The organism is Caulobacter sp. ALps2, from assembly GCF_058681635.1.
On the sequence record NZ_CM178743.1, the window covers coordinates 3,237,124 to 3,259,714 of the forward strand.

General features: G+C 68.9%; 20 protein-coding genes. 13 read left to right on the forward strand and 7 right to left on the reverse strand.

What is annotated here, in order from left to right; translation table 11 throughout:
- Window positions 1-78: 78 nt before the first annotated feature.
- Window positions 79-1,743 (forward strand): phosphatidylglycerol lysyltransferase domain-containing protein, encoded by a 1,665-nt coding sequence (locus tag ACW173_RS15400; RefSeq protein ID WP_492080871.1) that lies wholly within the window; start codon window positions 79-81, stop codon window positions 1,741-1,743.
- Here ACW173_RS15400 and ACW173_RS15405 read toward each other — a convergent pair.
- Window positions 1,740-1,955 (reverse strand): hypothetical protein, encoded by a 216-nt coding sequence (locus tag ACW173_RS15405; protein WP_492080872.1) that lies wholly within the window; start codon window positions 1,953-1,955, stop codon window positions 1,740-1,742. The genes ACW173_RS15400 and ACW173_RS15405 overlap by 4 nt on opposite strands.
- A gap of 209 nt (window positions 1,956-2,164) precedes the next feature.
- Between ACW173_RS15405 and ACW173_RS15410 the strand changes: the two genes are divergently transcribed.
- The 4 genes from ACW173_RS15410 (at window position 2,165) to ACW173_RS15425 (ending at window position 7,387) form a co-directional block, all read left to right on the forward strand.
- Complete coding sequence (locus tag ACW173_RS15410) at window positions 2,165-5,110, forward strand: peptidoglycan-binding protein (protein ID WP_492080873.1); 2,946 nt, start codon at window positions 2,165-2,167, stop codon at window positions 5,108-5,110.
- Between the two features lie 130 nt (window positions 5,111-5,240).
- Entirely contained in the window at window positions 5,241-6,164 is a 924-nt protein-coding gene (locus ACW173_RS15415) for a sulfite exporter TauE/SafE family protein (RefSeq protein ID WP_492080874.1), read from the forward strand.
- Window positions 6,161-6,922, forward strand: coding sequence for a TIGR02186 family protein (locus ACW173_RS15420; protein WP_492080875.1), 762 nt, complete (start codon window positions 6,161-6,163; stop codon window positions 6,920-6,922). The genes ACW173_RS15415 and ACW173_RS15420 overlap by 4 nt, the downstream gene beginning before the upstream one ends.
- Window positions 6,923-6,925: 3 nt before the next feature.
- Window positions 6,926-7,387, forward strand: coding sequence for a DUF3429 domain-containing protein (locus ACW173_RS15425; protein WP_492080876.1), 462 nt, complete (start codon window positions 6,926-6,928; stop codon window positions 7,385-7,387).
- An 18-nt stretch (window positions 7,388-7,405) separates the two neighbouring features.
- Here the strand turns inward: ACW173_RS15425 and pdeM are convergent, their stop codons facing one another.
- Window positions 7,406-8,113, reverse strand: a complete 708-nt coding sequence (gene pdeM, locus ACW173_RS15430; protein ID WP_492080877.1) for a ligase-associated DNA damage response endonuclease PdeM — start codon at window positions 8,111-8,113, stop codon at window positions 7,406-7,408.
- Window positions 8,110-10,656 (reverse strand): ligase-associated DNA damage response DEXH box helicase, encoded by a 2,547-nt coding sequence (locus ACW173_RS15435; protein WP_492080878.1) that lies wholly within the window; start codon window positions 10,654-10,656, stop codon window positions 8,110-8,112. Before ACW173_RS15435 ends, pdeM begins: the two co-directional genes overlap by 4 nt.
- Before the next feature lie 147 nt (window positions 10,657-10,803).
- On the opposite strand from ACW173_RS15435, the gene ACW173_RS15440 reads away from it, so the two are divergent.
- The 4 genes from ACW173_RS15440 (at window position 10,804) to ACW173_RS15455 (ending at window position 15,651) form a co-directional block, all read left to right on the forward strand.
- The gene (locus tag ACW173_RS15440; protein WP_492080879.1) at window positions 10,804-11,784 is read left to right on the forward strand and encodes an SEL1-like repeat protein; all 981 of its coding nucleotides are present in this window, start codon (window positions 10,804-10,806) and stop codon (window positions 11,782-11,784) included.
- Between the two features lie 51 nt (window positions 11,785-11,835).
- Window positions 11,836-14,661: an ATP-dependent DNA helicase gene (locus ACW173_RS15445; protein WP_492080880.1), complete on the forward strand. Its 2,826-nt coding sequence runs from the start codon at window positions 11,836-11,838 to the stop codon at window positions 14,659-14,661.
- Window positions 14,662-14,764: 103 nt separating this feature from the next.
- Window positions 14,765-15,022, forward strand: coding sequence for a helix-turn-helix domain-containing protein (locus ACW173_RS15450; RefSeq protein ID WP_492080881.1), 258 nt, complete (start codon window positions 14,765-14,767; stop codon window positions 15,020-15,022).
- Between the two features lie 53 nt (window positions 15,023-15,075).
- The gene (locus ACW173_RS15455; protein WP_492080882.1) at window positions 15,076-15,651 is read left to right on the forward strand and encodes an SRPBCC family protein; all 576 of its coding nucleotides are present in this window, start codon (window positions 15,076-15,078) and stop codon (window positions 15,649-15,651) included.
- Window position 15,652: 1 nt separating this feature from the next.
- Here ACW173_RS15455 and ACW173_RS15460 read toward each other — a convergent pair whose 3' ends face one another.
- Window positions 15,653-17,293: a pectate lyase gene (locus ACW173_RS15460; RefSeq protein WP_492080884.1), complete on the reverse strand. Its 1,641-nt coding sequence runs from the start codon at window positions 17,291-17,293 to the stop codon at window positions 15,653-15,655.
- Between the two features lie 555 nt (window positions 17,294-17,848).
- On the opposite strand from ACW173_RS15460, the gene ACW173_RS15465 reads away from it, so the two are divergent.
- On the forward strand, window positions 17,849-18,031 hold the full coding sequence (locus ACW173_RS15465) for a hypothetical protein (RefSeq protein WP_492080885.1): 183 nt from the start codon (window positions 17,849-17,851) through the stop codon (window positions 18,029-18,031).
- On the opposite strand, the gene cuyB is transcribed toward ACW173_RS15465, so the two are convergent.
- Window positions 18,015-18,689, reverse strand: coding sequence for a cysteate racemase (gene cuyB / locus ACW173_RS15470; RefSeq protein WP_492080886.1), 675 nt, complete (start codon window positions 18,687-18,689; stop codon window positions 18,015-18,017). The two genes, ACW173_RS15465 and cuyB, sit on opposite strands and share 17 nt — an antisense overlap.
- Window positions 18,686-19,684 carry a D-cysteate sulfo-lyase gene (cuyA, locus tag ACW173_RS15475; RefSeq protein ID WP_492080887.1) on the reverse strand — a complete coding sequence of 333 codons (999 nt, stop codon included), beginning with the start codon at window positions 19,682-19,684 and terminating at the stop codon, window positions 18,686-18,688. The genes cuyB and cuyA overlap by 4 nt, the downstream gene beginning before the upstream one ends.
- 164 nt (window positions 19,685-19,848) lie before the next feature.
- Here cuyA and ACW173_RS15480 point away from each other — a divergent pair, with 164 nt between their 5' ends.
- Genes ACW173_RS15480 through ypfJ form a run of 3 tightly spaced genes read left to right on the forward strand, consistent with a single transcriptional unit; the run spans window position 19,849 to window position 21,717 of the window.
- Window positions 19,849-20,409 (forward strand): tetratricopeptide repeat protein, encoded by a 561-nt coding sequence (locus ACW173_RS15480; RefSeq protein ID WP_492080888.1) that lies wholly within the window; start codon window positions 19,849-19,851, stop codon window positions 20,407-20,409.
- 57 nt (window positions 20,410-20,466) lie between these two features.
- On the forward strand, window positions 20,467-20,853 hold the full coding sequence (locus ACW173_RS15485) for a hypothetical protein (protein WP_492080889.1): 387 nt from the start codon (window positions 20,467-20,469) through the stop codon (window positions 20,851-20,853).
- A 15-nt stretch (window positions 20,854-20,868) separates the two neighbouring features.
- Window positions 20,869-21,717, forward strand: coding sequence for a KPN_02809 family neutral zinc metallopeptidase (ypfJ, locus tag ACW173_RS15490; protein ID WP_492080891.1), 849 nt, complete (start codon window positions 20,869-20,871; stop codon window positions 21,715-21,717).
- A gap of 68 nt (window positions 21,718-21,785) precedes the next feature.
- On the opposite strand, the gene ACW173_RS15495 is transcribed toward ypfJ, so the two are convergent.
- A complete protein-coding gene (locus tag ACW173_RS15495; RefSeq protein WP_492080892.1) occupies window positions 21,786-22,418 on the reverse strand; it encodes an FMN-binding negative transcriptional regulator in 633 nt (210 codons plus the stop codon).
- Window positions 22,419-22,591 lie beyond the last annotated feature (173 nt).

A 22,591-nucleotide genomic window follows, 5' to 3' on the forward strand; every position in this document is an offset into this window, starting at 1 on the left:
GCGACCACGTCACGGTTTGCGCGCTATAGGATGACCTGTTGCTGGATCCCACCGGGGATTCGTCATTCCGGGATCTGGATGTCCTCGACAGTTTTCAGGCCCGCGGCCCTGGCGATCGCCCCGACCTTGGCGGCGATCCTGGCCGCGTCGTCCGGGGTCATGCTGCTGGCCTCCGGCGCGACGCCGTCCGAGCCGACCCGGTTCCTGCTGCTGCTGGCTTTCGCGCCCGACCTGCTGATCGAGATCAGCCACTTCTTCTCCTCCATCCTGGGCCTCGTCCTGCTGCTGCTGGCGTTCGGCCTGCGCGCGCGCCTGGGCGCGGCCTGGTGGGCGGCGCTGTTCGTGCTGGCCGCCTCGGCGGTGCTGGCCATCTTCAAGGGCCTGAACTGGGAAGAGACGGCGATGCTGGCCGTCTGTTTCCTGGCCATCGTCCCGTTCCACGACGCCTTCCCGCGCAAGGCGGCCCTGACCCGGATGGAGATCACGCCCGGCTGGCTGCTGTCGGCCGCGGCGGCCATCGTGGGCGCCAGTCTCCTGGGCTGGTGGTCGTTCAACCACACCGAATTCGCCGACAAGTCCTGGATCCGCGTGCTGCGGGACCATGACGAGGCCGCTCGTGCGATCCGCTCATCGGTGGCCGCGGCCATCGTGTTGCTGGCCGTCGGCATCTGGCGGCTGATCGCCACCGCCGCCACCCCGTCGGTGGTCGATGACACCGACCCGGAGTTCGACCGCGTCCGCGCCATCCTGGCCAAGGCCGAGGACGCCGAACCCAGCGCCAATCTCGCCTTGCTGGGCGACAAGCGTTTCCTGTTCTCGGCCTCGGGCGAGAGTTTCCTGATGTTCGGCGTGCGCGGCCGGTCCTGGATCGCCCTGGGCGCGCCGGTCGGCAAGGACGAGGAGCGCATGGAGTTGTTCTGGCGCTTCCGCGAGCTGGCCGACGCCCACGCCGCGCGCGCCGGCTTCTATGGCTTGGGCCCGGAAGACCTGCCCGATTCCGTGGATCTTGGCCTGGCCATCCAGAAGACCGGCGAGAGCGCCGCCGTGCCGCTGGAAGCCTTCAGCCTGGCAGGCCGCCGCCGCGAGGTGCTGCGTCGGAACTGGCGCAAGGCGGGAGAGGGCGGTGCGGCCTTCGAGGTGCTGCCGGTCGGCGCCGCCACGGCGATCATGGACGAGCTGAAGGCGATCTCCGACGCCTGGCTGAGCCACCACGCTGGCGGCGAGAAGAGCTTCTCGATGGGCGGTTTCGACCCGCGCTACGTGGCCGAGTTCCCGGTCGCGGTGGTGCGGGGCGAGGAGGGCAAGATCGTCGCCTTCGCCACCCTGTGGCTGACGGCCTGCAAGACCTCGTTCTCGATGGACCTAATGCGCTACTCCGACGAGGCGCCCAAGAACGTCATGGACTACCTGTTCGTCGAGCTCCTGCAGTGGGGCAAGGACGAGGGCTACCAGGCGTTCGAGTTCGGCATGGCCCCGCTGGCCGGCCTGGAGGATCGCCCGCTGGCGCCGATCATGTCGCGCGTTGGCCGGCTGCTCTACGAGCGCGGCGAGGAGATCTACAATTTCCAGGGCGTGCGGCGGTACAAGGATAAGTACGACCCCGTCTGGCAGCCGCGCTACATTGCCGCGCCCCACAAGTGGGCCATCCCTTTTCTGCTCGCCGACATCGGTTTGCTGTCCTCGGGCGGCATGTCGGGGCTGACCAAGCGGCCCAAGAAGGCGCCTGCGACGCCTGCGACCTAGTAGCGCTGCTGGTTACCGGTCTGGACGCCCAGCAGGTTGAACAGGTGCACCAGCATCAGCATCAGGCCGACCACGCAGACCATCATCAAGGGGCGCCATGGAACCATGCGCGGACCCTTTAAGACATTGATCGGGCGCGCGCCGCGCCAGCCGCAGAAGACGGCCAGGATCAGGAACGTCGCCGCGGCGATGATCGTTAAGGTCAGGTCCATGGCCGCTTCTAGGCCTGCGACAATCGGCCTGGCAAATGGTTAACCCGCGTTAACCCTCTTGCGTTTTAACCACGCTACAGAACCTTGGGACTCCGTTCCGATTCCTCCACAATGAATCGCCCCGCCACTACATCTGGCGTTTTGGTCGCGTTTACACCCTAGGAATCGGTGACTAGCGTTTTCCTCAGATGCGAGGAGATCGATTCGCAATGACCGCGGCGTCGCCATGGAGCGTTAAGGGGATAGACCCCAAGGCACGAGAGGTCGCTAAAGACCTCGCGCGTCGCTCCGGCATGACTCTGGGCGAATGGCTCAACCGAATGATCATCGAAGGCGATGGTCAGGGCGCGGACCTGAATGCGGGTTCCGACAACGCGCCGAACCGCGCCTATCTGGAAATCGTCAAGGACGACGCGCCGTCGCGCATCGAGATCGCCGAACATCCGGCGGACGAGGTCGGCCGCGTGGCGATCGCCCTGGACCGCCTGACCCAGCGTATCGAGGCCGCCGAAGGCCGCAACGCCGCCGCCATTTCCGGCATCGACCACTCCGTCCGCGACGCGCTCACGCGTTTGGGACAATCCGAGCGTGAACAGATCGCCGTCGCCGCCCGTTTCGAAGGCGCTGTGGACGAGCTTAAGACCGAGCAGGCCCGCGCGACCGAACGCGTGCGTCGCATCGAGACCGAGGCGGCTGGCCCGCGTTCGGCCGAGGCCCTGCGCGCGCTTGAAGGCGCTCTGGGCAAGGTCGCCGGCCATCTTTATGACGGCGAAGCCCGCACCCGAGAGGCGATCGCCGCTCTGGAAGCCCGTATCAACGAACAATCAGCGGCTTCGGCCGCCGCGGCTCCGCAGGACCCGTCCGCCCTGGTCGACGCCGTCGTGGCGCGCCTGGCCGAACGCCTGGAAGCCGCCGAGACCCGCACCAGCGAGGCTCTTCGCGATATGAGCTCGTCGTTCTCGGCCCTGGACCAGCGCATGGGCGCGGTCGAAGGCGCCAATCCGGCCGCCGGCGTGCAAGAGCGCTTGGACAGCCTGGCCGCCAACCTGGCCCAGAAGATGGAAGCCGCTCGTATCGAGATGGCCGCCAAGCTGCGCGACACCGCTGACGGCCGTTTCGACCGCATGGAGCGCAAGCTGGGCGAGATGGCCGCGCACGTTCAGGCCGCCGAGCAGCGCTCGGCCCAAGCCATCGAGCGCATGGGCCGCGAAGTGGTCGGCGTCGCCGACGCCTTCAACCGTCGCGTCCAGGCCGCCGAGCAGCGCAACGCCACCGCCATCGAACAGGTCGGCGGGGAAGTGGCGCGCATCGCCGCCACCGTCGAGCACAAGTTGAACCGCGCCGACAGCGTCCAGGCTCAAGCCCTGGAAAAGCTGGGCACGGAAATCGCCCGCATCACCGAGAAGCTGGCCGAGCGCATCGGCAGCGCCGAGCGCCGCAACGCCCTGGCCATCGACGATGTCGGTGAGCAGGTCGCCCGTGTCACCGAGCGCCTGAACCAGCGTCACGAGCGCTCCAGCCAGGAGCTGATCGACCGCATCCGCCAGAGCGAGGAGCGCACGCTCCGCATGCTGGAGGAAGCGCGCGAGAAGATCGACACTCGCCTTCACGACACCGCGCGCAAGCTGGAGGCCGCTCCGGCCCCGGCCCCCGTCGCGGCTCCGGCCCCCGCTTCGACCCGCGCCGCTCCGCCGCCGGTCTCGCCGTTCGAAGAGAGCTACTTCAACCAGTCGGCCTCGTTCAGCGGGCATGACGAGGTTGATGAGGACGTCTTCGACGCCCCGCCGACGCCGTCGCGCGCCCCTGCCTACGAGGTCGCCGAGTTCCCGGCCGCCGAGCCGGAAGACCGCGACTTTGGCCACGACGATTATGCCCTGGCCGACGGCTTCGAGCCGGAAGCGCCGCGCTACGAGATCGAACCGGAAGTCTCCGACTTCGCCCCGGCCGAGCCGACCCGCCCGATGTCGACTCGCGACATCATCGAGCAGGCCCGGGCCGCCGCCCGCGCCGCGGCTGCCGCTGACGCCAAGGGTAACGTTAAGGCCAAGCCGGAAAAGAAGGGCAAGGCCAAGGCCGACAAGTCGGGTTCGTCGCTGTTCAGCGGCTTCGGCTTCGCCGGCAAGAAGACCAAGAGCCGCCTCGGCGCGACCGTGGCGACGGTCGCCGTGGCCATCGGCTCGGCGACCGCCCTGGGCGCTGGCGTCGGCGGCCTGCTGCTGCTGAACACCGACGGCGCAGGCGCGTTGCCGCCCCGCGTCGCCGAGGCCATCGCCGGCCGCAAGTCCGATGTCGAGATCAACGGTCCGGAAGCCGACACCACGCCGGGCGCGCCGCGCGCCGCCGTGGCCCTGACGACCGGCCAGGCCACGCCCGTGGCCGCCGAGACCCCGGCCCAGCCGACCGACGAGGCCAAGGCCCTGTTCGAGGACGGCGTCCGCAAGATCGAGACCGGTGACCGCTCGGGCCTGGACGGCCTGCGCAAGGCCGCCAACGGGGGTTATCCGGCCGCCCAGTTCTACCTCTCGAAGATGTACGAAGCCGGCAAGGGCGGCGTGAAGCTGGACATGCCGGAGGCCCGCCGCTGGAGCGAACGCGCCGCCGCCGGTGGCGACCCGCGCGCCATGCACAACCTGGCGCTCTACTATTTCAAGGGCGAGGGCGGTCCGCGCAACGTGACCACCGCCGCCACCTGGTTCCGCAAGGCCGCCGATTTGGGCCTGGTCGACAGCCAGTTCAACCTGGCCCAGCTCTATGAAGGCGGCTACGGCGTCAGCCAGAACCCGGCCGAGGCCTACAAGTGGTACGTGATCGCCGGCCGCGCCGGCGACGCCACCGCCCGCGGTCGCGCCACGGCCCTGCGCGCCCAACTGACCGCCGAAGCCCAGCAGACCGCCGACCGCTCGGCCCTGGCATTCCGTCCGCAGACGCAAGTCACGGCCAGCCTGTCGCCCGGCGCCGCGCCGGCCGCCAACGCCAATCTGGGTCTGGCCCAGCGGGTTCTGTCGCAACTGGGCTACTACCAAGGTCCGCGCGACGGCGTCGCTTCTCCGGCCCTGCGCATGGCCATCGCCGCCTACCAGCGCGACCAGGGCCTGCCGGCCTCGGGCAGCGTTGACGGTGAGACCCTGACCAAGCTGTCGGTCTACGCGCGCTAAGCAAGCGTTAGGCGAAAGTGTGAGCGGTTTCGCCGCCCGACGCGCGCCTAAGCAAAGGGCATTGCGTTGACGCGCAAGGCCTCGACCGGCAATCAGGGATATCCCTGACGTCGCAAGGGCCGCGCGAGCTTTGCATTTCTACCTTCCCATCGCCGAGGTCTCGGTGAATGCGCTGCTGCTGGTGGTGCTGGGCGGACTCGTGGGTTTCATCTCGGGGATGTTCGGCATCGGCGGCGGCTTCCTGATGACGCCGGTGCTGGTGTTCATGGGCATCCCGCCGGTCGTGGCGGTGGCCAGCGAGGCCAACCACGTCGCCGCCTCGTCGGTCTCCAGCGTCATCGCCTACAGCAAGAAGCGCTCGGTCGACTTCAAGATGGGCGCGGTGCTGGCCAGCGGCGGGGCGATCGGCTCGTTCGTCGGGGTCGAGGTGTTCCGCTGGCTGCGTCTGATCGGCCAGGCGGACCTGGCCGTTTCGGTCTCGTACCTGCTGTTCCTGGGCGTGATCGGCGCGCTGATGCTGGCCGAGTCGGTCGGGGCCATCCTGCGCCGGCGCGGCGGCCAGCCGCCCAAGCCGCGCCGCGATCGCCGACCGCCGCTGCTGTACGCCCTCCCGTTCAAGGTCCGCTTCCCGCGCTCGCGGCTCTATATCAGCGTCATTCCGCCGATCCTGCTGGGCGTGTTCGTCGGCGTCCTGTCGGCGGTGATGGGCGTGGGCGGCGGCTTTATCCTGGTGCCGGCCATGATCTACCTGCTGCGTATGCCAGCGCCCGTGGTGGTGGGCACCAGCCTGTTCCAGATCGTCATCACCACCTCGCTGACCAGCGTGCTGCAGGCCGGGCGCAACCAGACGGTCGACATCGTGCTGGCGACCTTGCTGCTGATCGGCGGGGTGATCGGCGCGCAACTGGGCGCGCGGGCCTCGGGTCGTTTCCGCGCCGAGGAACTGCGGGCGCTCCTGGCGCTCCTGGTGCTGCTGGTCGGCCTGCGCATGGGCGCGGACCTGTTCATCAGGCCCGACGAAGCCTTCGTCATCATGACGGGGACACCGAGATGATCCCTCTCGTCGAGGCTCCACCGACGCCGGCGATTTCGGGCGCCCTGACCGACACCGAGATCCGGGTCAGTTCCGGCTTCCGAGGCGCGCGGATCGTGCTCTATGGCGCGGTCTTCGATCCCAAGGACCGGCCCAGCGACATCGTCGTCATCGTGCGCGGCCCGGACACCCCGCTGCGCATCGCCCGCAAGACCCAGGTCGCCGGCCTGTGGCTGAACTGCCGCCCGGTGGTGTTCCGAGGCGCGCCGGGCTTCTATCACGTGGCCTCGACCCGCAAGCTGCAGGACATCGCTGGCTTCGCGCCGCTACGCCACCTGGGCGCGGGCCTGGAGCACCTGGCGATCGCCGCGCCGATGGAGCAGCGGGTCGAGACCACCTACGGCGTTCGCGACGTGGTGGTCAGTCGACTCGGCGCCGACTATCTGGACTGGCGGCGCGCGGTGCTGCGCCTGAAGGAGCGGGCCGGGCTCTACGCCGCCGATCCGCAAGGCGTCCGCTTTGTGGACAAGGGCCTGTTCCGCGCCCAACTCGACTTGCCGGCCGAGGCTCCGATCGGCCAATACACCGCCCGGATCGTCCTCTTTCAGGACGGCAAGCCGGTCTCGATTCGCGATCGCGTCTTCGTGGTCGAGAAAGCCGGCGTCGAGCGGGCGCTCTACGTCTTCTCCAAAGATCGTCCGTGGACCTATGGGCTCGTGTCGGTAATAGTCGCGCTCGGGGCAGGGTGGGCGGCTTCGGTCGCCTTCCGAAGGAGTTGAGTCATGAACGAGTCCGCGGGGGTGCGGACGCCGGTGCCGCCGGCGGTATGGGTCTTTGGCCTATCGACCCTGATTCCCTTTTTCATCGCGTCGGGCCTGTTCTGCTACGGCCCCGGGCCCGTGCAGAAGCCGGCGCTGATCTCGCTGCTTGCCTATTCGGCGGCGATGGTCTCGTACTTCGGTGGCGTGCGCAGCGGCCTCGAGATCGAGAACATCAGCCCGCGCTGGTCGGTGCTGGGCATCTCGCTGCTGTTCCCCTTCGCCGGATTTGGCCTGCTGCTGGGCGAACTGAAGTTCGAACCGGCCTGGCAGCTGTCGGGCTTCCTGCTTGTGTTCCTGCTGCAATGGGTCTGGGACGTCACCGACCACGAAGGCCCCACCTGGCGCCCCCGCATGCGCACCCTGCTGACCGCCGGCGCGGCGATCTCCCTGGCCTTCTCGCTGGAGCAGGCGCTGCATATGTAGCGCTGCTCGTGGCCAGGATTAGTCCGGCCGCAGTGACTTCCGGCCCACGGCGTGGACCCGCTTGGGACCCAGCGCACCCGCCAGCAGCGGACCCGCGAACAGGTTCGAGAAGGCCTCGTCCAGGATGTTCAGGCCGCCGGTGAAGGCTCCGAACGCGGGCAGAACCAGCCTCTGGCCATCCGTGACGAAGCAGCGGCGGCGCGTCGTGGCGCGGCCGCTGGTGATCTTGGCGGCCGGGTGCAGGTGGCCGGCGACTTCTCCCAGCTGGACGCCGGGCAGGGGTTCGTGGCGAAGCATGAGGCCGGCGACCTCCGCTTCATCGATGATCTCGCCAGGCAGGACCTTGGGGCCGTCGGCGTCGTGGTTGCCCACCGCCCAGACGAGGTCACGACCCAGGGCCAGGCCTTCCAGGCGCCTGTAGTCGTCCGCCGCCAGCCGCGCCTCGCCATCGCCGTCGTGGAAGCTGTCGCCGAGGAAGATCAACCGCGCGGGCGAGAGCAGGCTGAGCTCGCGGTCCAGCCGGTCCAGCGTCTCGCGGGTGTCGTAGGGGGGCAGCATCTGGCCAAAACGCGCGGCGTAGCTGCTGCCCTTCTCGAAGTGCAGGTCGGCGACCACCAGGGTGCTTTCGCGCTCCAGCCACAGGGCGCCGGACCAGCGCAGCATGACCTCGACATTGGACAGCGCGATCCGCAGGCCGCCACAGGTGGAAGGGGAAAAACGCGTCACGACATGGCCTCGGCGATCAGGTCTTCCTCGGCCTCGGCCAGGATCATTTCGCCGGCCGCGTCGCCCGGCGCGCGCTCGCGGCCGATCTCCAGCATGATCGGCACGGCGAACGGCGAGACGCGGTCCAGCCGGACGTGTCGGATACGGCCCTGCACGCGGGTCAGCATGTCGCCCAGGCGAGCGATGTCGAGCATGCCGGTGGCCGCGTCGTGGCGGGCGCAGCGCAGCATCAGGTGGTCGGGTTGGTGTTTGCGCAGCACGTCGTAGATCAGGTCGGTCGAGAAGGTCACCTGGCGCCCGGACTTCTCGGCGCCGGGGTGGCGACGCTCGATCAGCCCGGCGATCAGGGCGCAATGCTTGAAGGCCCTTTTCATCATGAAGCTCTCGTCGAGCCAGGCCTCCAGGTCGTCGCCAAGCATGTCCTGAGCGAACAGTTCGTCGAGATCGAGGTTGTCCATCGGCCGCAGCGACCAGATGTTCAGCGCGTAGTCGTTGCAGACGAAGCCCAGCGGCCCGACGCCCAGGCGGTCCAGCCGCCGGGTCAGCAGCATGGCCAGGGTGGTGTGGGCCAGGCGTCCGTCGAACGGATAGCATACCATGTGGAAGCGTTTGCCGCGCCGGAAGGTCTCCAGCAACATCTCGCCATCGCCTGGGATCGCCGAGCGGATCTTCTGCCAGGCCAGCCATTCCTGGACGTCGGGGGGCAGGGCGGTCCATTCGCGCTCATCGTGCATCATCTGGCGCACGCGACTGGCCAGATAGGTGGAAAGTGGGAACTTGGAGCCACCCCAGCTGGGCATCTTCGGATCGTCGTTCGGGGCGGGCGAGACGAAGGCGTCGGCCCCGACCAAGCTGTTGTAGCGCCACACCTGGCCGGCGAAGACGAAGGTGTCGCCCGGCGTCAGCTGCTCGAAATAGCCTTCCTCGGCCTCGCCGATCTTGCGGCCACCCATCGGCCTGCGTCCGCCGCCGATGCGGATGTTGATCATCCCCGGCGTGACGATGACGCCGACGTTCATGCGGTGCTGCTGTCGGGCCTGGGCGTTACGGGCGGTCCACAGGCCCTCGGGCGTCTGCACGATGCGGCGGAACTTGTCGTAGGTGCGCAGGGCGTAGCCGCCGGTCGAGACGAAATCGACGACGGTCTCGAAGTCTTCCCAGCCGAGCTCGGCATAAGGACCGGCCGAACAGACCTCGGCATAGAGGTCGGTCAGCTTGAAGGGCTCCGAGCAGGCGCAGCCCATGATGTGCTGGGCCAGGACGTCCAGGGCGCCGACACGGGGCGGATCGCCGTCCAGGTGGTTCTCCAGGATGGCGTCGGCGGCGGCGCGGCACTCCAGCATCTCGAAGCGGCTGGCGGGCACGAACAGGGCGCGGCTGGGCTCGTCCAGGCGGTGGTTGGCGCGGCCGATGCGCTGGACCATCCGCGAGGCTCCCTTGGGCGCGGCGAGCTGGATGACCAGATCAACGTCGCCCCAGTCGATGCCCATGTCGAGCGTGGAGGTGCAGACCACGGCCCGCAGCTCGCCACGCGCCATGGCGGCTTCCACCTTGCGGCGCTGCTCGGCCGACAGGCTGCCGTGGTGCAGGGCGATCGGCAGGTCCGCCTCGTTCAGCTCCCACAGGCGCTGGAACGCGAACTCGGCCTGGAAGCGGGTGTTGACGAAGATCAGCGCGGTCTGGGACGACTTGATGATCTCATAGACCTCGGCCATGGCGTGCTCGGCCGTATGGCCCGCCCACGGCACGCGTCCGCCGGAGACCAGGACCTCGACGACCGGCTGGGCGCCGCCGGAGCCGAGAACGAGGTCGATCCTCCCCTCCTGGGGGAGGTGGCCCGAAGGGCCGGAGGGAGCCAGCTCGGCGATGGCGGTGCTGCCCCCTCCGTCGCTCCGCGACACCTCCCCCAGAGGGGGAGGAGCATTATGTCCCAGCCACTTGCGCACCAGGTCCGGGTCGTCGACCGTCGCCGACAGGCCCACGCGCCGCAGGTTGGGGGCGAACCGCTGCAGGCGCGCCAGGTCCAGCGCCAGCAGGTCGCCGCGCTTGGACGGCCAGATGGCGTGCGCCTCGTCGATGATCACGCAGCGCAGGTCGGCGAAGTATTCGCGCGCGCCTTCCCAGGCGCAGAACAAGGCCAGTTGCTCGGGCGTGGTCAGCAGGATGTCCGGCGGCTTGATCCGCTGGCGGGCCTTGCGGCTTTCGCCGGTGTCGCCGGTGCGGCTCTCGGCCACGATCGGCAGGCCCATCTCGCGGATGGGAGTCAGGAGGTTGCGCTCGACATCGACGGCCAGGGCCTTCAGCGGCGAGATGTAGAGGGTGTGGATCCCGGCCGGCGTATTGCGCGGCGGGCGCTCGGACAGCTCGATCAGGCTGGGCAGGAAGCCGGCCAGGGTCTTGCCGCCGCCCGTGGGGGCGATCAGCAGTGCGCCGCGCCCGGCGCGGGCCTTCTCCAGCATGGCCAGCTGATGTTCGCGCGGGCTCCAGCCGCGGGCGGCGAACCAGTCCTGGAAGCGTTGGGGAAGGGCGTCAGCCGCGAGCATTGATCGCGATATAGCATGTTCCCCTTCTGTTTCACCCGTCTTTTGAACCCGTATCGGGCGAGTCCGGTTGCGTGGTGTCGCGCGGGAAGGTGACTGGCTTGACGCCTCGCTCGTCAGTGCGACGATCAAGGGGACGGTGGGGACGTGATGCGTACCAGAGTGCTGCCCGCGATATTGGCCCTGACGCTGGCGACGGCTGGCGCGGCCTCCGCGTGGGCGGACACGGGGGCATCCGAAGCCAAGGCGACCTTCGAAGCCACCCTGCGCGAGGCCCAGGGTGGCGACGCCACCCGTTTCGTCGATCTGGCCAAGTTCTACCTGGACGGCGAGGGCGTCACACGCGACGTGCCCCAGGCCTTGGCCTGGCTGCGCAAAGGCGTGGCGCGCGGCGACACCGACGCCATGGTCGAGCTGGGCAATGTCTATTTCGACGGGGCGGACGGCGTGCCAAAGGACCGGCGCGCGGCGCTGAAGCTCTACAGCGAGGCCGCGCGGCGGGGCGATCCGAACGGCATGTACAATGTCGGGGTCAGCCATGAGGGCGGAGACGGCCTGCCCGAGAACCCGCGCCTGGCGCTAATCTGGTACCTGAAGGCCGCCGAGGCCGGCTCGGCGCGCGGCGCCTACAGCGCTGGCGAGGCCTATCTGGACGGCTATGGCACGCGCGTCGACAACGCCAAGGGCGTGGCCATGCTGCGTCGGGCGATCGAGATGGGCTCGGCCGACGCCATGAACGAGATGGGCCGGCTGCACTCGGAAGGCACGGGCGTGAAGCGCGACCATGGCGAAGCGCTGCGCTTCTACACCGCCGCCGCCCGCAACGACCTGGCCGCCGGCATGTCGAACCTGGGCGTCGTGCACCACAATGGCGAGGGCGTGCCGGTCAACTACATCGAGGCCATGCGCTGGTTCCAGCTGGCCGCCGACCGGGGTTATCTCGAGGCTTGGTACGATCTGGGCGTCATGTGCGAGCGCGGCCAGGGCATCGCGGCCGACGAGGATCTGGCCTTGCTGATGTACCGCAAGGCCGCCGAGAGCCATGAGCCCGAATTGCGCCGCAAGGCTCAGAAGGCGGTCAACCGGCTGCTGGGGCTGGACGACGAGGAAGACGACGGCTCGATCGGCTGAGAGGCTGTTGTTCTTATTCTGTTTCGCGCCGGTTTTTGCTAACAGACTCGCGTGACCGCTTTCCCGCCGACTCTGGACCTGGCTCCCGCCCTGGTCGTCCTGCCCGGGCCGCGCGCTGGCGTGGCCGACGGCGGCGGCGAAGGCCGCATGCTGCGTCCGCCGGACGCCCGCGACCTGTTCGAGCACGGCCCCGTCCTGGTGGCCCACGCGGCCATGACCGCCCGCCGCCTGAACCTGTCGCCACCCTCGCGTAACCCACGCCTGTTCGACGTGCTGGAGCTGCACGCCTTCGTCCGGCCGGCGACCTTCTGCGCGCCGTCGGCGGTGGGCTTGGCCATGGCCCTGGGCCTGCGCGAACCGCATGGCGCCGCCGAACAGGCCCAGAGCTTGCGCGAGAGCGCCGACGCCCTGCTGCGCGACCTGGCCTTGGCGCCCGTCCCCTCGCGAGAGGAGGCCCTGGCTGTCGCCGAGACCCTGGCCAAGGCCGGCTGGTCGTGGGGCCCCGCCGTGATCGGGGCGCTGCGCTCGGTCCAGGCCGGCAACCACTTCCGGGGCTCGGGCCTGGACGTCTGGGCGCGCATGGTCGAGTGGGAAGACCAGGCGCCGCCCGGCGAGTCCGGCTCGCGCCCGATCGATCCCGAACGCGTCGAACTGCGACTGAACGAACTTCTGCAGCGTTCGGGGCTGGAGGAGGTGCGCGAGGCCCAGGCGACTTTCGCCAAGGAAGCGTCCTACGCCTTCCAGCCGCGCGAGCGCGAGGGCGAGCCACGCATGATGCTGGCCGAGGCCGGCACCGGCGTCGGCAAGACCCTGGGTTATCTGGCGCCGGCCTCGCTGTGGGCCGAGGCCAACGGGCCGTCGGTCTGGATCAGCACCTATACCCGCGCCCTGCAGCGGCAGATCGAGCGCGAGAGTCGGTCGATCTATCCCGACCCCAAGGAGCGGGCCAAGAAGGCCGTCGTCCGCAAGGGGCGTGAGAACTATCTGTGCCTGCTGAACTTCCAGGAGCAGATCAATAGCGCCCAGCTGGGCAATGGCGATTTGGTTGGCCTGGCGCTGACGGCGCGCTGGGTCCGCGCCAGCCGTGACGGCGACATGACCGGCGGCGACTTCCCGGCATGGCTGCCGACGCTGTCGGCTGTGCCACCTTCGGCCCAGGCCAGCGCATCCAACCTGGTCGATCGGCGCGGGGAGTGCATCCACGCCGGCTGCCAGCACTATCGTATCTGCTTCATCGAGAAGGCCGTACGGGCGTCCAAGCGCGCCGACCTGGTGATCGCCAACCACGCCCTGGTCCTGACCCAGGCCGCCTTCGACGGCGCCCGGACGGCGCGGGGGCTGAAGAGCGACAACGAGACCACCAGCCTCAAGCGCATCGTCTTCGACGAGGGCCACCACCTGTTCGAGGCCGCCGATAGCGCGTTCTCGGCCGCGCTGTCGGGCGCGGAGGCCGCTGAGCTGCGCCGCTGGATCCGTGGTCCCGAAGGGCGTGGCCGACGGGGCCGGGGACTCGAGACGCGACTGCTCGACATCCTGGGCGACCGCGAGGGCGCGCGGGGAGCGATGAACCAGGTCATCCAGGCCGCCGCCGCCTTGCCGGGCGAGGGCTGGTCGGGCCGGGTCGCGCCGCCGGACGGCCAGATCAACCCCATCGGGCCGATCGAGAACTTCCTGGTCGCGGTGATCGAACAGCTGCGCGCCCGCACCAGTGATCGTGGCGGGGCGGATCTTGGCCTGCAGTGCGACGCCCGGCCGGCCACCGACCTGGTCCGCGAGCGCGCGCCGGAAGCCGCCAAGGCCCTGGCCGCCATCGAGGCCCCGCTGTTGGCCCTGGCCCGCGCCCTGGAAGACGTGCTGGACGAGGACGCCGAGCACCTGGGGACGTCCGAGCGCGCCCGCATCGAAGGGGCTCTGCGCGGCCTGGACCGCCGGGCCCGCATGACCCTGCCGGCCTGGCGCTCGATCCTGAAGGCCATCGAGGACGACGACGTCGAGCCCAGCGAGACCGACCCGGACTTCGTCGACTGGTTCGAAGCCACCTTCCTGTACGGCCGCGTCGTCGACGCCGCCTGTCGCCGCCACTGGGTGGACCCGACCGAGCCGCTGCGCGCGGCGGTGCTGTCGCCGGCCCACGGGGTGCTGGTGACCAGCGCCACCCTGGTCGATCCCGCGCTTGAGGACCCGTTCGCCCTGGCCGAGATGCGCACCGGCGCGGCCCGCCTGCCGACCGCGCCCAAGGTGCTGCGCCTGGTCTCGCCGTTCGACTACGAGAACCACGCCAAGGCCTATGTGGTCACCGACGTGAACAAGGAAGACCCGCGCCAGGTCTCGGCCGCCATGCGCGAGCTGTTCCTGGCCGCCGGGGGCGGGGGCTTGGGCCTCTTCACCGCCATCCGCCGCCTGAAGGCCGTGCATGAGCGCATCGCCGCGCCCCTCGCCGACAACGGCCTGGCCCTCTACGCCCAGCACGTCGATCCGCTGGAGGTGGGCGCGCTGGTCGACATTTTCCGGGCCGAGGAGGACGCCTGCCTGCTGGGCACCGACGCCATCCGCGACGGGGTGGACGTGCCGGGCCGGTCCTTGCGCCTGCTGGTCTTCGATCGTGTGCCGTGGCCGCGTCCGGACGTGCTGCACAAGGCCCGCCGCCTGCGCTTCGGCGGCAAGGGTTATGACGACGCCGTGGCTCGGGCTCGCATCAGCCAGGCCTTCGGTCGCCTGATCCGCCGCGCCGACGACCGGGGCGTCTTCGTGATGCTGGACGCCGCCGCCCCAACGCGGCTGTTCTCCAGCTTGCCGGAGGGCGTGACCCTGGAACGGGTAAGCCTGGTCGAGGCCATCGAGGCCACCGCGGCATTTTTGTCGAAGGATCGATCTTAGGAACGGCTCCCGACAAATACGCGCTGACTCAAAGCCGTCGAATTTCTGCAATGGGGACGTCCTAAAGTCCGCCTAGGGAGGGGGGCAGTTCAGGAGCGTAGCCATGATGACCCGAGACCCCGCGATCGACGAAGCCGCCACCCCCGCGCGCGCGCGTTCCGCCCGCGCTCTGGTCCAGGCGGTTCGCTGGCGCACCGGGCTATCGCAGACTGACTTCGCCCGCGTCTTCCATATCGACCAGACGCTGCTGGAGGACCTCGAGCACGGCGACGCACGCCCGGACGCGGCCCTGACCGCCTATCTGCACGTTATCGACCACGCGCCCGAGGTCGTGCGTGAAGCCCTGGACCGCTCGCTCTAGGCGTCCATTCGCCGCCGGCCGTCGTAGCTGCTCCACGACAAAGGAGCGCGCGCATGCGGCGGTGGATCTTGGCGATGGCGATCGGGTGGAGCCTGGGCGGGCCAGCCCTGGCGTTCGAGCTGACGCCCAAGGCGCGAGCCGCCCTGGACAGGGGCGAGGCGCATGCGGAGGTGACGCCCGATCCCGACGGGATTTCCGGCCGAGTCCGGGCCGTGATCGATATCGCCGCGCCACCCGAGAAGGTCTGGGCGATCATGACCGATTGCGCGACGGCTGGTCGGATGATCACCAACCTGGCCAGCTGCCGGGTAGTTTCGGGCGACCAACGGCGAGGTTGGGACGTGCGCGAGCACGTGACCCGGCGCACCTTTGTCTTCCCGGGCATGCGGATCGTTTTCCGCTCGGACTACGAGCCGGTCAGCCGGATCCGTTTTCATCTGGTCGAGGGCGATCTGAAGGTCGAGCAGGGCGAGTGGCGGTTGCAGCCGCTGAACGGCGGGCGAGGTACGCGCGTGTTCTATGACAATCGTCTGGCGGTGGACTGGCCCGTGCCCAAGGCGATGATGCGCGAAGCCCTGCGCAAGGACACGCCGAAGGTCCTGATGAACCTCCGGCGCGCCTGCGAGTAACCTAGGCGTCCACGAACTTGATCAGCGTCGCCATGTTGGCGATGAACGCGCCGGTCGAGATGCCGATGGCCGGATGCGGATCCGGATAGGGCGAGGTGTCGTACTTGTCGCCGACCTTGGTCTCGGAGAAGTCGCCCGGCGTCGGGGTGGCGGGACCATCGCCGATATAGGGCTGGCTGGTCGAGGTCAGGGGCGTGGGCCACCAGCCCTCGGCGTTCAGCTCGGCCGTCAGCTTGGCCACCTTGGCCGGATCGGCCTGGACGCCCTTGGTCGCCGAGCTGCTGAGATCGCCGCCGACGGTCAGGTCATCGACCGAGAGATCCTTGACCATGAAGTACTTGGGCAGCGGGCGCTGGCCCTTCAGCGGCGAATGCTTGCTGGCCTCTTCCGGCCCCATGGCCTTCAGCTTTTCATAGCGGGCGCGCATGCCCTTCACGTCGATGCTCCGGAACGACGAGTAGTGGGTGACCGTCTTCTCGGGGTTCTCGTCGGTGTAGTAGCGGCCGTTGACGACGTTCGAGCCCGTGCGGTGCACGAACAGGGGCCGGCCGTTGCCGATCTGGATGAAGGTCGGGTAGCGCGGCTTGCCGGGCATGACGTTGTCGGGCAGGCGCACGCTGTCCAGCCAGTCCAGGGCTTCCGCCACGCGGGCGATGTACTTCGGGTCGCCGGTCAGCTGGTAGAAGGTCATGAGCTGCGACAGGCAGCTGGCCGAGGCGTGTGTCGCGAAAGCCTTGGGCTCGTAGGTGCGCGCGCCGGCCGGCTTCAGGTCGGCGACGGTGTGCTGCAGGCCCCAGCCCGGCTGCGGCGCAGGTTGCTGGCAGGCGACGTAGCAGTCCATGGCGCGGCGGATCGGGTCCAGGACGGTCTTATCGCCCAGGGCCTGATAGACCATGATCAGGAACTCGATGTTCTCGCCGACCACGTCGTCATTGAAGGTGATGAAGCTGGTGTAGTCCGGGTTGCCGTGATGGTGGAACTCGTCCTTCAGCGGATAGCGCTGCGGCCAGCCGCCGACCGGGTACTGACTGTCCAGGACGAACTTCAGGGCCTTCTCGAAGGCGGCCTTGTACTTGGCGTCCTTCTTCTCGACGTACATGCGCAGCATGAACTTGCAGCACTCGGCGGTGCCTTCGTCGTCGAAGGTGCAGTTGCCGTAGTAATGCTGGAATTCCTCGAGGCGCCAGCCGTTCTTGCCGATGGTGTCGTACCACTTCTTCAGCGAGGCCTCGCCGGCCATGTCGCCGATATAGTTCCAGCCGCCGGCCGGGTTCTGGATGGCGATCAGGGCGTCGGCGGCCTTGCAGGCGGCGTCGTAATAATACTCGTCGCCGGTGGCGTGATAGGCGTCCAGGAACAGGTGGCCGACCGTGCCGGTGCCGGGGGGCTGCACCCAGATCATCGTCGGGAAGGCTTCCATCTCGCCCCAGCGGCGCGAGAAGTCGGGCAGGTAGCTCCAGACGTAGCCGCCCTTATAGGCGGCTTTCTCGACCATGAACTTGGAGGCCTTCTTCATCACGTCCAGCGCCTGGGTCTTGCTGGTCTGGGCGAAGGCCTTGAGCGGACTGGCGATCCCGGCGGCCGCGAAGGCGGCGGCCGTGGTGGTCATGAGGCGGCGACGGGAAATGGGGCTGAGCGGCATGCGATAACTCCGACTGGCGCGGAGCCGCCATCGTACCGGAAGGGGCAAGCCTAGTAGCGTTCCTCCCGGGCCGGCAGGGGCCCCGTCGTCTTGCAGCGACGATCTGGACGCAGCTTGCTACCGGTGTCATCGATTTGACCACCCATTTTTGCGCGCGGCGCCATAGGCAGGCCGAACTGCGGCGACTCGTCGCGGGAGAAATAAACATTTCTGGGCGAGCCCATTGATTGAAAACGATTTCTAGCTTGACCGTGTCCTCAAAATGGGGCCTGCGACAGGGCGACGCGTTGCCTGACGATCCGCGTTCGGCGAAAAGGCGTCATCAAGTTTCTGAGGCGACGCCGCCGCGCTCGATTTTAGCGCAGCCGACGCCGTCCTGTTGGGGAACAGGACAACGCCCCCGGACCCGCAAGGTCCGGGGGCGTTTTCGTTCGTGGCTATGCTTGGCTTTTAACATTCCGTGACAATCGGGCGCACACCAAACCTTGGTTAATGAACGGTGTGCGTCCAGCGGTCGCATGGCGGCGCCGTTCATGTCCTGTAAACGTTTGCGGCATGGGAAGCCAAAACGATCACCTCTGCGAAGCCGAGCGCCTGGAGCGCCAGGCCGAGATCGCTGACAACGCCCACGCCCGGGCGGCGCTGCTACGCATGGCCCAGGCCTCACGCGGCGCGGCGGCCCTGCTGGGCATGTTCGAGGCCTCGTACGATGAGGTCCGGCCTAGGTTGACTCGCTGAGGCAGGCGGCCACGCAGCGCTTGGCCAGTTCTTCCGTCGCATCCAGGAACGGGACCGAGAGGTTCGCGGCGCTGAGCACCAGCGGCACTTCGGTGCAGCCCGCCACCACGCTCCGCGCGCCCTTGCCGACCAGGCGATGGGCGAGGGCGGCCATGGTCTCGCGCGAGGCCTCGCCCAGATCGCCCTGCTTGATGCGATACAGCAGGGCCATGAACTCGACCTGCTCGTGGTCGTCCAGCATCACCACCTCCAGCCCCATGTGCGAGAAGCGGTCGCGGTAGAGGCCCAGCGCCACGCTGGTGCCCAGCACGCCGACGACGCTGGCGCCCTTGGCCTGGGCGGCCAGGCCCGCCGTCTCCAGCATGTCGATCAGCGGCAGGCCGCTGGCGCGGACTTCGTCGGCATAGGCGTGGGCGGTGTTGCAGGCGATGGCCAGCACCTGAGCCCCGCCGTCGCGCAGACCGGCCGCCATGGCGGCCAACACAGGGCCAGGATCGGAGTCGCTGACGTTGCGGTCCGGGACGCGCGGGTTGATGTCGACCAGCACCCGCAGGTGGTCCTGCTCGCGCTTGACCGGCGTGGCCGCCTGGAGCTTCGCGAGAAAGTCCAGGGTGGCGGCCGGGCCCATGCCGCCGAGGACGCCCAGGATTTTGCTCACAGCGCGGGTTCCAGGATGCTCTGATAGCCAAACAGGCCTTGGGCGCCGCCGGTGTGCAGGAACACGACCCGCTCGCCCTTGAACGCGCCCTTGCCGGCCTGGTCGATCAGGCCCTTCAGCGCTTTGCCCGAATAGACGGGGTCGAACAGCAGGCCCTCGGTGCGCGCGGCCAGGGCCAAGGCGTCGATGACGCCCTGATCCACCAAGCCATAACCTTCGCCGACATAGTCGCAGTCGGCGACCACGGCCTCGCGTTTCACGCGGCCGGCCGCGCCGATCTTCTCGGCGGTGGCGACGGCCAGGTTGAAGACGTTTTCTTCCTGCTTGGCCTTGGGCGCGCGCACGCCGAAACCCAGGATGGGCACATCGACCGACAGGGCCGCGAAGCCGGCGACCAGGCCCGCATGGGTGCCGGCGCTGCCGGTGGCGGTGACCAGGCGGTCGATCTTCAGGTCCATCTGGTCGGCCTGGACCACCAGTTCTCGGGCGCAGTCGACATAGCCCAGCGCCCCGACCGTGTTCGAGCCGCCGCCGGGGATGACATAGGGCTTGCCACCGCGCTGGCGGACGCTTTCCGCGGTGCTCTCAAGCTCGGCGACCATGTCCGTGCCGCCCGGCACGTAGCGGATCGCCGCGCCCATCAGCTTGTCCAGCAGCACATTGCCGTTGCCCATGTAGTCGCTGGCCTTGGATCCGGTGCGTTCCTCCAGGATCACCTCGGTCTTGAGGCCGAAGCGGGCGCCGGCGGCGATGGTCTGGCGCACGTGGTTGGACTGCACCGCGCCTTGTGTGACCAGCGTGTCGGCGCCCTGGGCCAGGGCCTCGCCGAGCAGGAACTCCAGCTTGCGGGTCTTGTTGCCGCCGCCGGCCAGGCCCGTGCAGTCGTCGCGCTTGACCCACAGGTCGACGCCCAGCGCCGCGCCCAGGCGGGGCAGGGGCTCCAGCGGCGTCGGCAGGTGGGCGAAGCGGGCGCGGGAAAAGCGGGCGAGATGCATACCAAAAAACCTTGGAGACGGGTTCATGAAGGGACTCGCCGCCTCTGTTAGCACGGCCCGGGCAAAGCGCGACTCCGCGGTTGGAAACCATGTCGGACAACACCTGTTGGTGCTATCATGGGCGTCATGAGGCCGGCCTCGAGACCGGCCCATGGGAGGACGACATGACCAGAGCGATCCCGCTCGCCGCGCTGAGCGCGGCGGCGCTTTTGTCCTTTGCCGGCGGGGCCGGCGCATCGAACCTGGTGATCGGCAGCGGCTCGGCCCAGGAGTGTTCTGAAGCCGCCTTGAAGGGCCGGGCCGACGGTCGCGCGGTGCTGGCCTGCACCAAGGCCCTTCAGGTCGAGACCCTGAACTTCCGCGACCGCGCCCGCACCTATGTGAACCGCGGCGTGCTGCAGATGCGCCAGCGCCAGTTCGGCGCCGCCCGCGCTGACTTCGACCAGGCTTCCAGCATCGATCCGAACCTGGGCGAAGCCTATGTGAATCGCGGCGCGACCTATGTCGGCGAAGACCGTTATCGCGAAGGGGTCGAGCAGATCGACAAGGGCCTGGCCCTGGGCGTGAAGGATCCCGAGAAGGCGTTCTTCAATCGCGGCTTGGCCAACGAGGGCCTGGGTGATCTGAGCGCGGCCTATCGCGACTATGGTCGCGCGTCCGAGCTGGCGCCCGAGTGGCTGGCGCCAAAGACCGAGCTCGCGCGTTTCACGGTCAAGCGGCCCTGACGCGCAACCCGAAAGACTTTGGCGCGTCGTCGGCCGTCCTGTAACGAGGAGCGTTCGATGACGCGCGGGTTTCTTCTGTTGACCGCCGGTCTTCTTTTCGGAGGCCTGGCGGCGCTGGGTGGCGCGGCCTACGCCCAGACCGCGCTGCAAGACCGCTTCATGAGCGAGCATGCCCTGCAGGACGCTCGGCGTGACTTGTCGGCCAGCCAGACCGAAATCTCGAACGCCCAGACCCGGGCCGATACGGCCGCGCGGCTGCGTGGTCTGGACGCCCAGCGCGCCGGCCTCAGCCTGCGGCCGCTGACGGCGGACGAGCCGCCCCGGCGCGACACCGATCTTTCGGCTCAAACTCAGCGGCTTGAGCGCTTGACGCAGGAAGCCCTGGACGAGAGCAATGCGCGCATGCGGGCCATCCGGCCGGCCAGCGAACCGAAACAACGCTAACAGCAAGGAACACCCATGGAGTGGGAAGGCGGCCGCCGGTCCGGCAACATCGAGGACCGGCGTGGTCTGGGGCCTGTCGGCATCGCCGGCGGCGGCGTGGGCGCGGTGGTGCTGGCCGCCATCGGTTATTTCGTGTTCGGCATCGACCCGCGCACGACCCTGGAGGCGACCCAAGGTCTGCAGCAGCCCGCCGAGCAACAGGGCCAGCGCGGCCAGGTCAGCGATCGCGAGGGCCAGTTCGTCGACGTGATCGAGACCTCGAACCGCGAGATCTGGACGCCGATGCTGCGCGACCAGGGCGTCGACTACCGGCCGCCCGAGGCCATCGTGCTCTACCAGCGGGCCACCGGCACCGGCTGCGGCACGGGCCAGTCGGCCATGGGGCCATTCTACTGCCCAGCCGATCAGAAGGTCTATCTGGACCTGTCGTTCTGGAGCGAACTGGAAGGCCGCTTCGGGGCCAAGGGCGAGTTCGCCCGCGCCTACGTCATCAGCCACGAGATCGGCCACCACGTGCAGCATCTGCTGGGCGCGGACCAGCAGGCTCGCCGCCTGGGCGCGCGGGGCGAGGAGAGCGGCTCGGTGCGGCTGGAGCTGCAGGCCGACTGCTACGCCGGCGTCTGGGCGTCTCATGCCGGCGCGGCCTCGGGCGGCAAGATCGTCATCAACCGCGCCGACATCCAGGACGGCCTGGGCGCGGCGGCGGCGGTCGGCGACGACACCATCCAGAAGCGCGGCCAGGGTGAGGTCGTGCCCGACAGCTTCACCCACGGCACAAGCGCCCAGCGCCAGCGCTGGTTCACGCGCGGCTACGATCAGGGCGACCCGGCGGTCTGCGACACGTTCTCGGCGTCACGGCTCTGACAGCCGAGGCCGTTTCTGGCGTGTCAGGGGCGTTTCGACCACGGCGGCCACCTGGACGCGGCGAACCCCTACGAGCCGAGCCGACAGGCGTTCATGCGTCGCATCCAGCGGGATAGCACAGGGTCTGGATGACCCGCCAAGATCTCCGCGAGGGCCTGGTCGGACTCGTCCTGGCCCAGTTTGAACTTGGCGCTCAGGTCGGTCACGTCGGCCTCGAAGGCGATGATGGCCTGGGCCATGGCGTCGTAGCGACCGCCGACGTCGCGCGGCCGCCAACCCGTCTGGTCCCGCTCATCCATGACCCCGGTCAAGCGATCCAGCGCCTCGTGGCTCAGATCGGGGCGGAAGCGGATCGTCGCCTCGACACGCACCTGGGCGTAGTTCCAGGTCGGGGCCCAGGTCTTGTTCGAGACCAGGCCCGGCGAGACATAGGCCTGCGGGCCGGTGAACAGCAGCACCGCGCGAGGCTGAGCCTCCAGCGCGGCGTACAGCGGATTGCGGCGGGCCATGTGGCCCAGCAGGGAGACGACGTGGCCTTCCGCGTCGGTATTGGCCAGCATCGGCAGCAGGGTCGCGACCTGGCCCCCCCGATCGTCGCGCGGCGCCACCCAGGCGAGGGGGAACTCGCGGATCAGGTCGATCACGTCGCCGGGGCCGCCCTGGTAGGGATCTGGGGCGCCGGACGGCGTCGACTCGGACATGCTTGGCCTCGCGGACTGAAGGCCGACCCCCGGCCGACGCTGCTTTCCTGAGCACAATCGGAAACGGTCTGGCGCCGAACAAGCACCAAGACTGACAGCGTCACGGGTCCAGCCGGACGATTGCCGTGGCGCTGGCTTCGGCGCATGTTGGACCCATAAGAAGAAGACTAGTA

Excerpts from the sequence above, each read along its gene's own strand:
- ACW173_RS15400 (WP_492080871.1), top strand. The coding sequence starts at position 79 with ATGTCCTCGACAGTTTTCAGGCCCGCGGCCCTGGCGATCGCCCCGACC.
- ypfJ (WP_492080891.1), top strand. The coding sequence starts at position 20,869 with ATGGAGTGGGAAGGCGGCCGCCGGTCCGGCAACATCGAGGACCGGCGT.
- ACW173_RS15410 (WP_492080873.1), top strand. The coding sequence starts at position 2,165 with ATGACCGCGGCGTCGCCATGGAGCGTTAAGGGGATAGACCCCAAGGCA.
- ACW173_RS15465 (WP_492080885.1), top strand. The coding sequence starts at position 17,849 with ATGGGAAGCCAAAACGATCACCTCTGCGAAGCCGAGCGCCTGGAGCGC.
- ACW173_RS15435 (WP_492080878.1), bottom strand. The coding sequence starts at position 10,656 with ATGCTCGCGGCTGACGCCCTTCCCCAACGCTTCCAGGACTGGTTCGCC.
- ACW173_RS15485 (WP_492080889.1), top strand. The coding sequence starts at position 20,467 with ATGACGCGCGGGTTTCTTCTGTTGACCGCCGGTCTTCTTTTCGGAGGC.
- ACW173_RS15480 (WP_492080888.1), top strand. The coding sequence starts at position 19,849 with ATGACCAGAGCGATCCCGCTCGCCGCGCTGAGCGCGGCGGCGCTTTTG.
- ACW173_RS15420 (WP_492080875.1), top strand. The coding sequence starts at position 6,161 with ATGATCCCTCTCGTCGAGGCTCCACCGACGCCGGCGATTTCGGGCGCC.
- ACW173_RS15495 (WP_492080892.1), bottom strand. The coding sequence starts at position 22,418 with ATGTCCGAGTCGACGCCGTCCGGCGCCCCAGATCCCTACCAGGGCGGC.
- ACW173_RS15425 (WP_492080876.1), top strand. The coding sequence starts at position 6,926 with ATGAACGAGTCCGCGGGGGTGCGGACGCCGGTGCCGCCGGCGGTATGG.
- ACW173_RS15455 (WP_492080882.1), top strand. The coding sequence starts at position 15,076 with ATGCGGCGGTGGATCTTGGCGATGGCGATCGGGTGGAGCCTGGGCGGG.
- ACW173_RS15440 (WP_492080879.1), top strand. The coding sequence starts at position 10,804 with ATGCGTACCAGAGTGCTGCCCGCGATATTGGCCCTGACGCTGGCGACG.
- ACW173_RS15405 (WP_492080872.1), bottom strand. The coding sequence starts at position 1,955 with ATGGACCTGACCTTAACGATCATCGCCGCGGCGACGTTCCTGATCCTG.
- cuyA (WP_492080887.1), bottom strand. The coding sequence starts at position 19,684 with ATGCATCTCGCCCGCTTTTCCCGCGCCCGCTTCGCCCACCTGCCGACG.
- ACW173_RS15460 (WP_492080884.1), bottom strand. The coding sequence starts at position 17,293 with ATGCCGCTCAGCCCCATTTCCCGTCGCCGCCTCATGACCACCACGGCC.
- ACW173_RS15450 (WP_492080881.1), top strand. The coding sequence starts at position 14,765 with ATGATGACCCGAGACCCCGCGATCGACGAAGCCGCCACCCCCGCGCGC.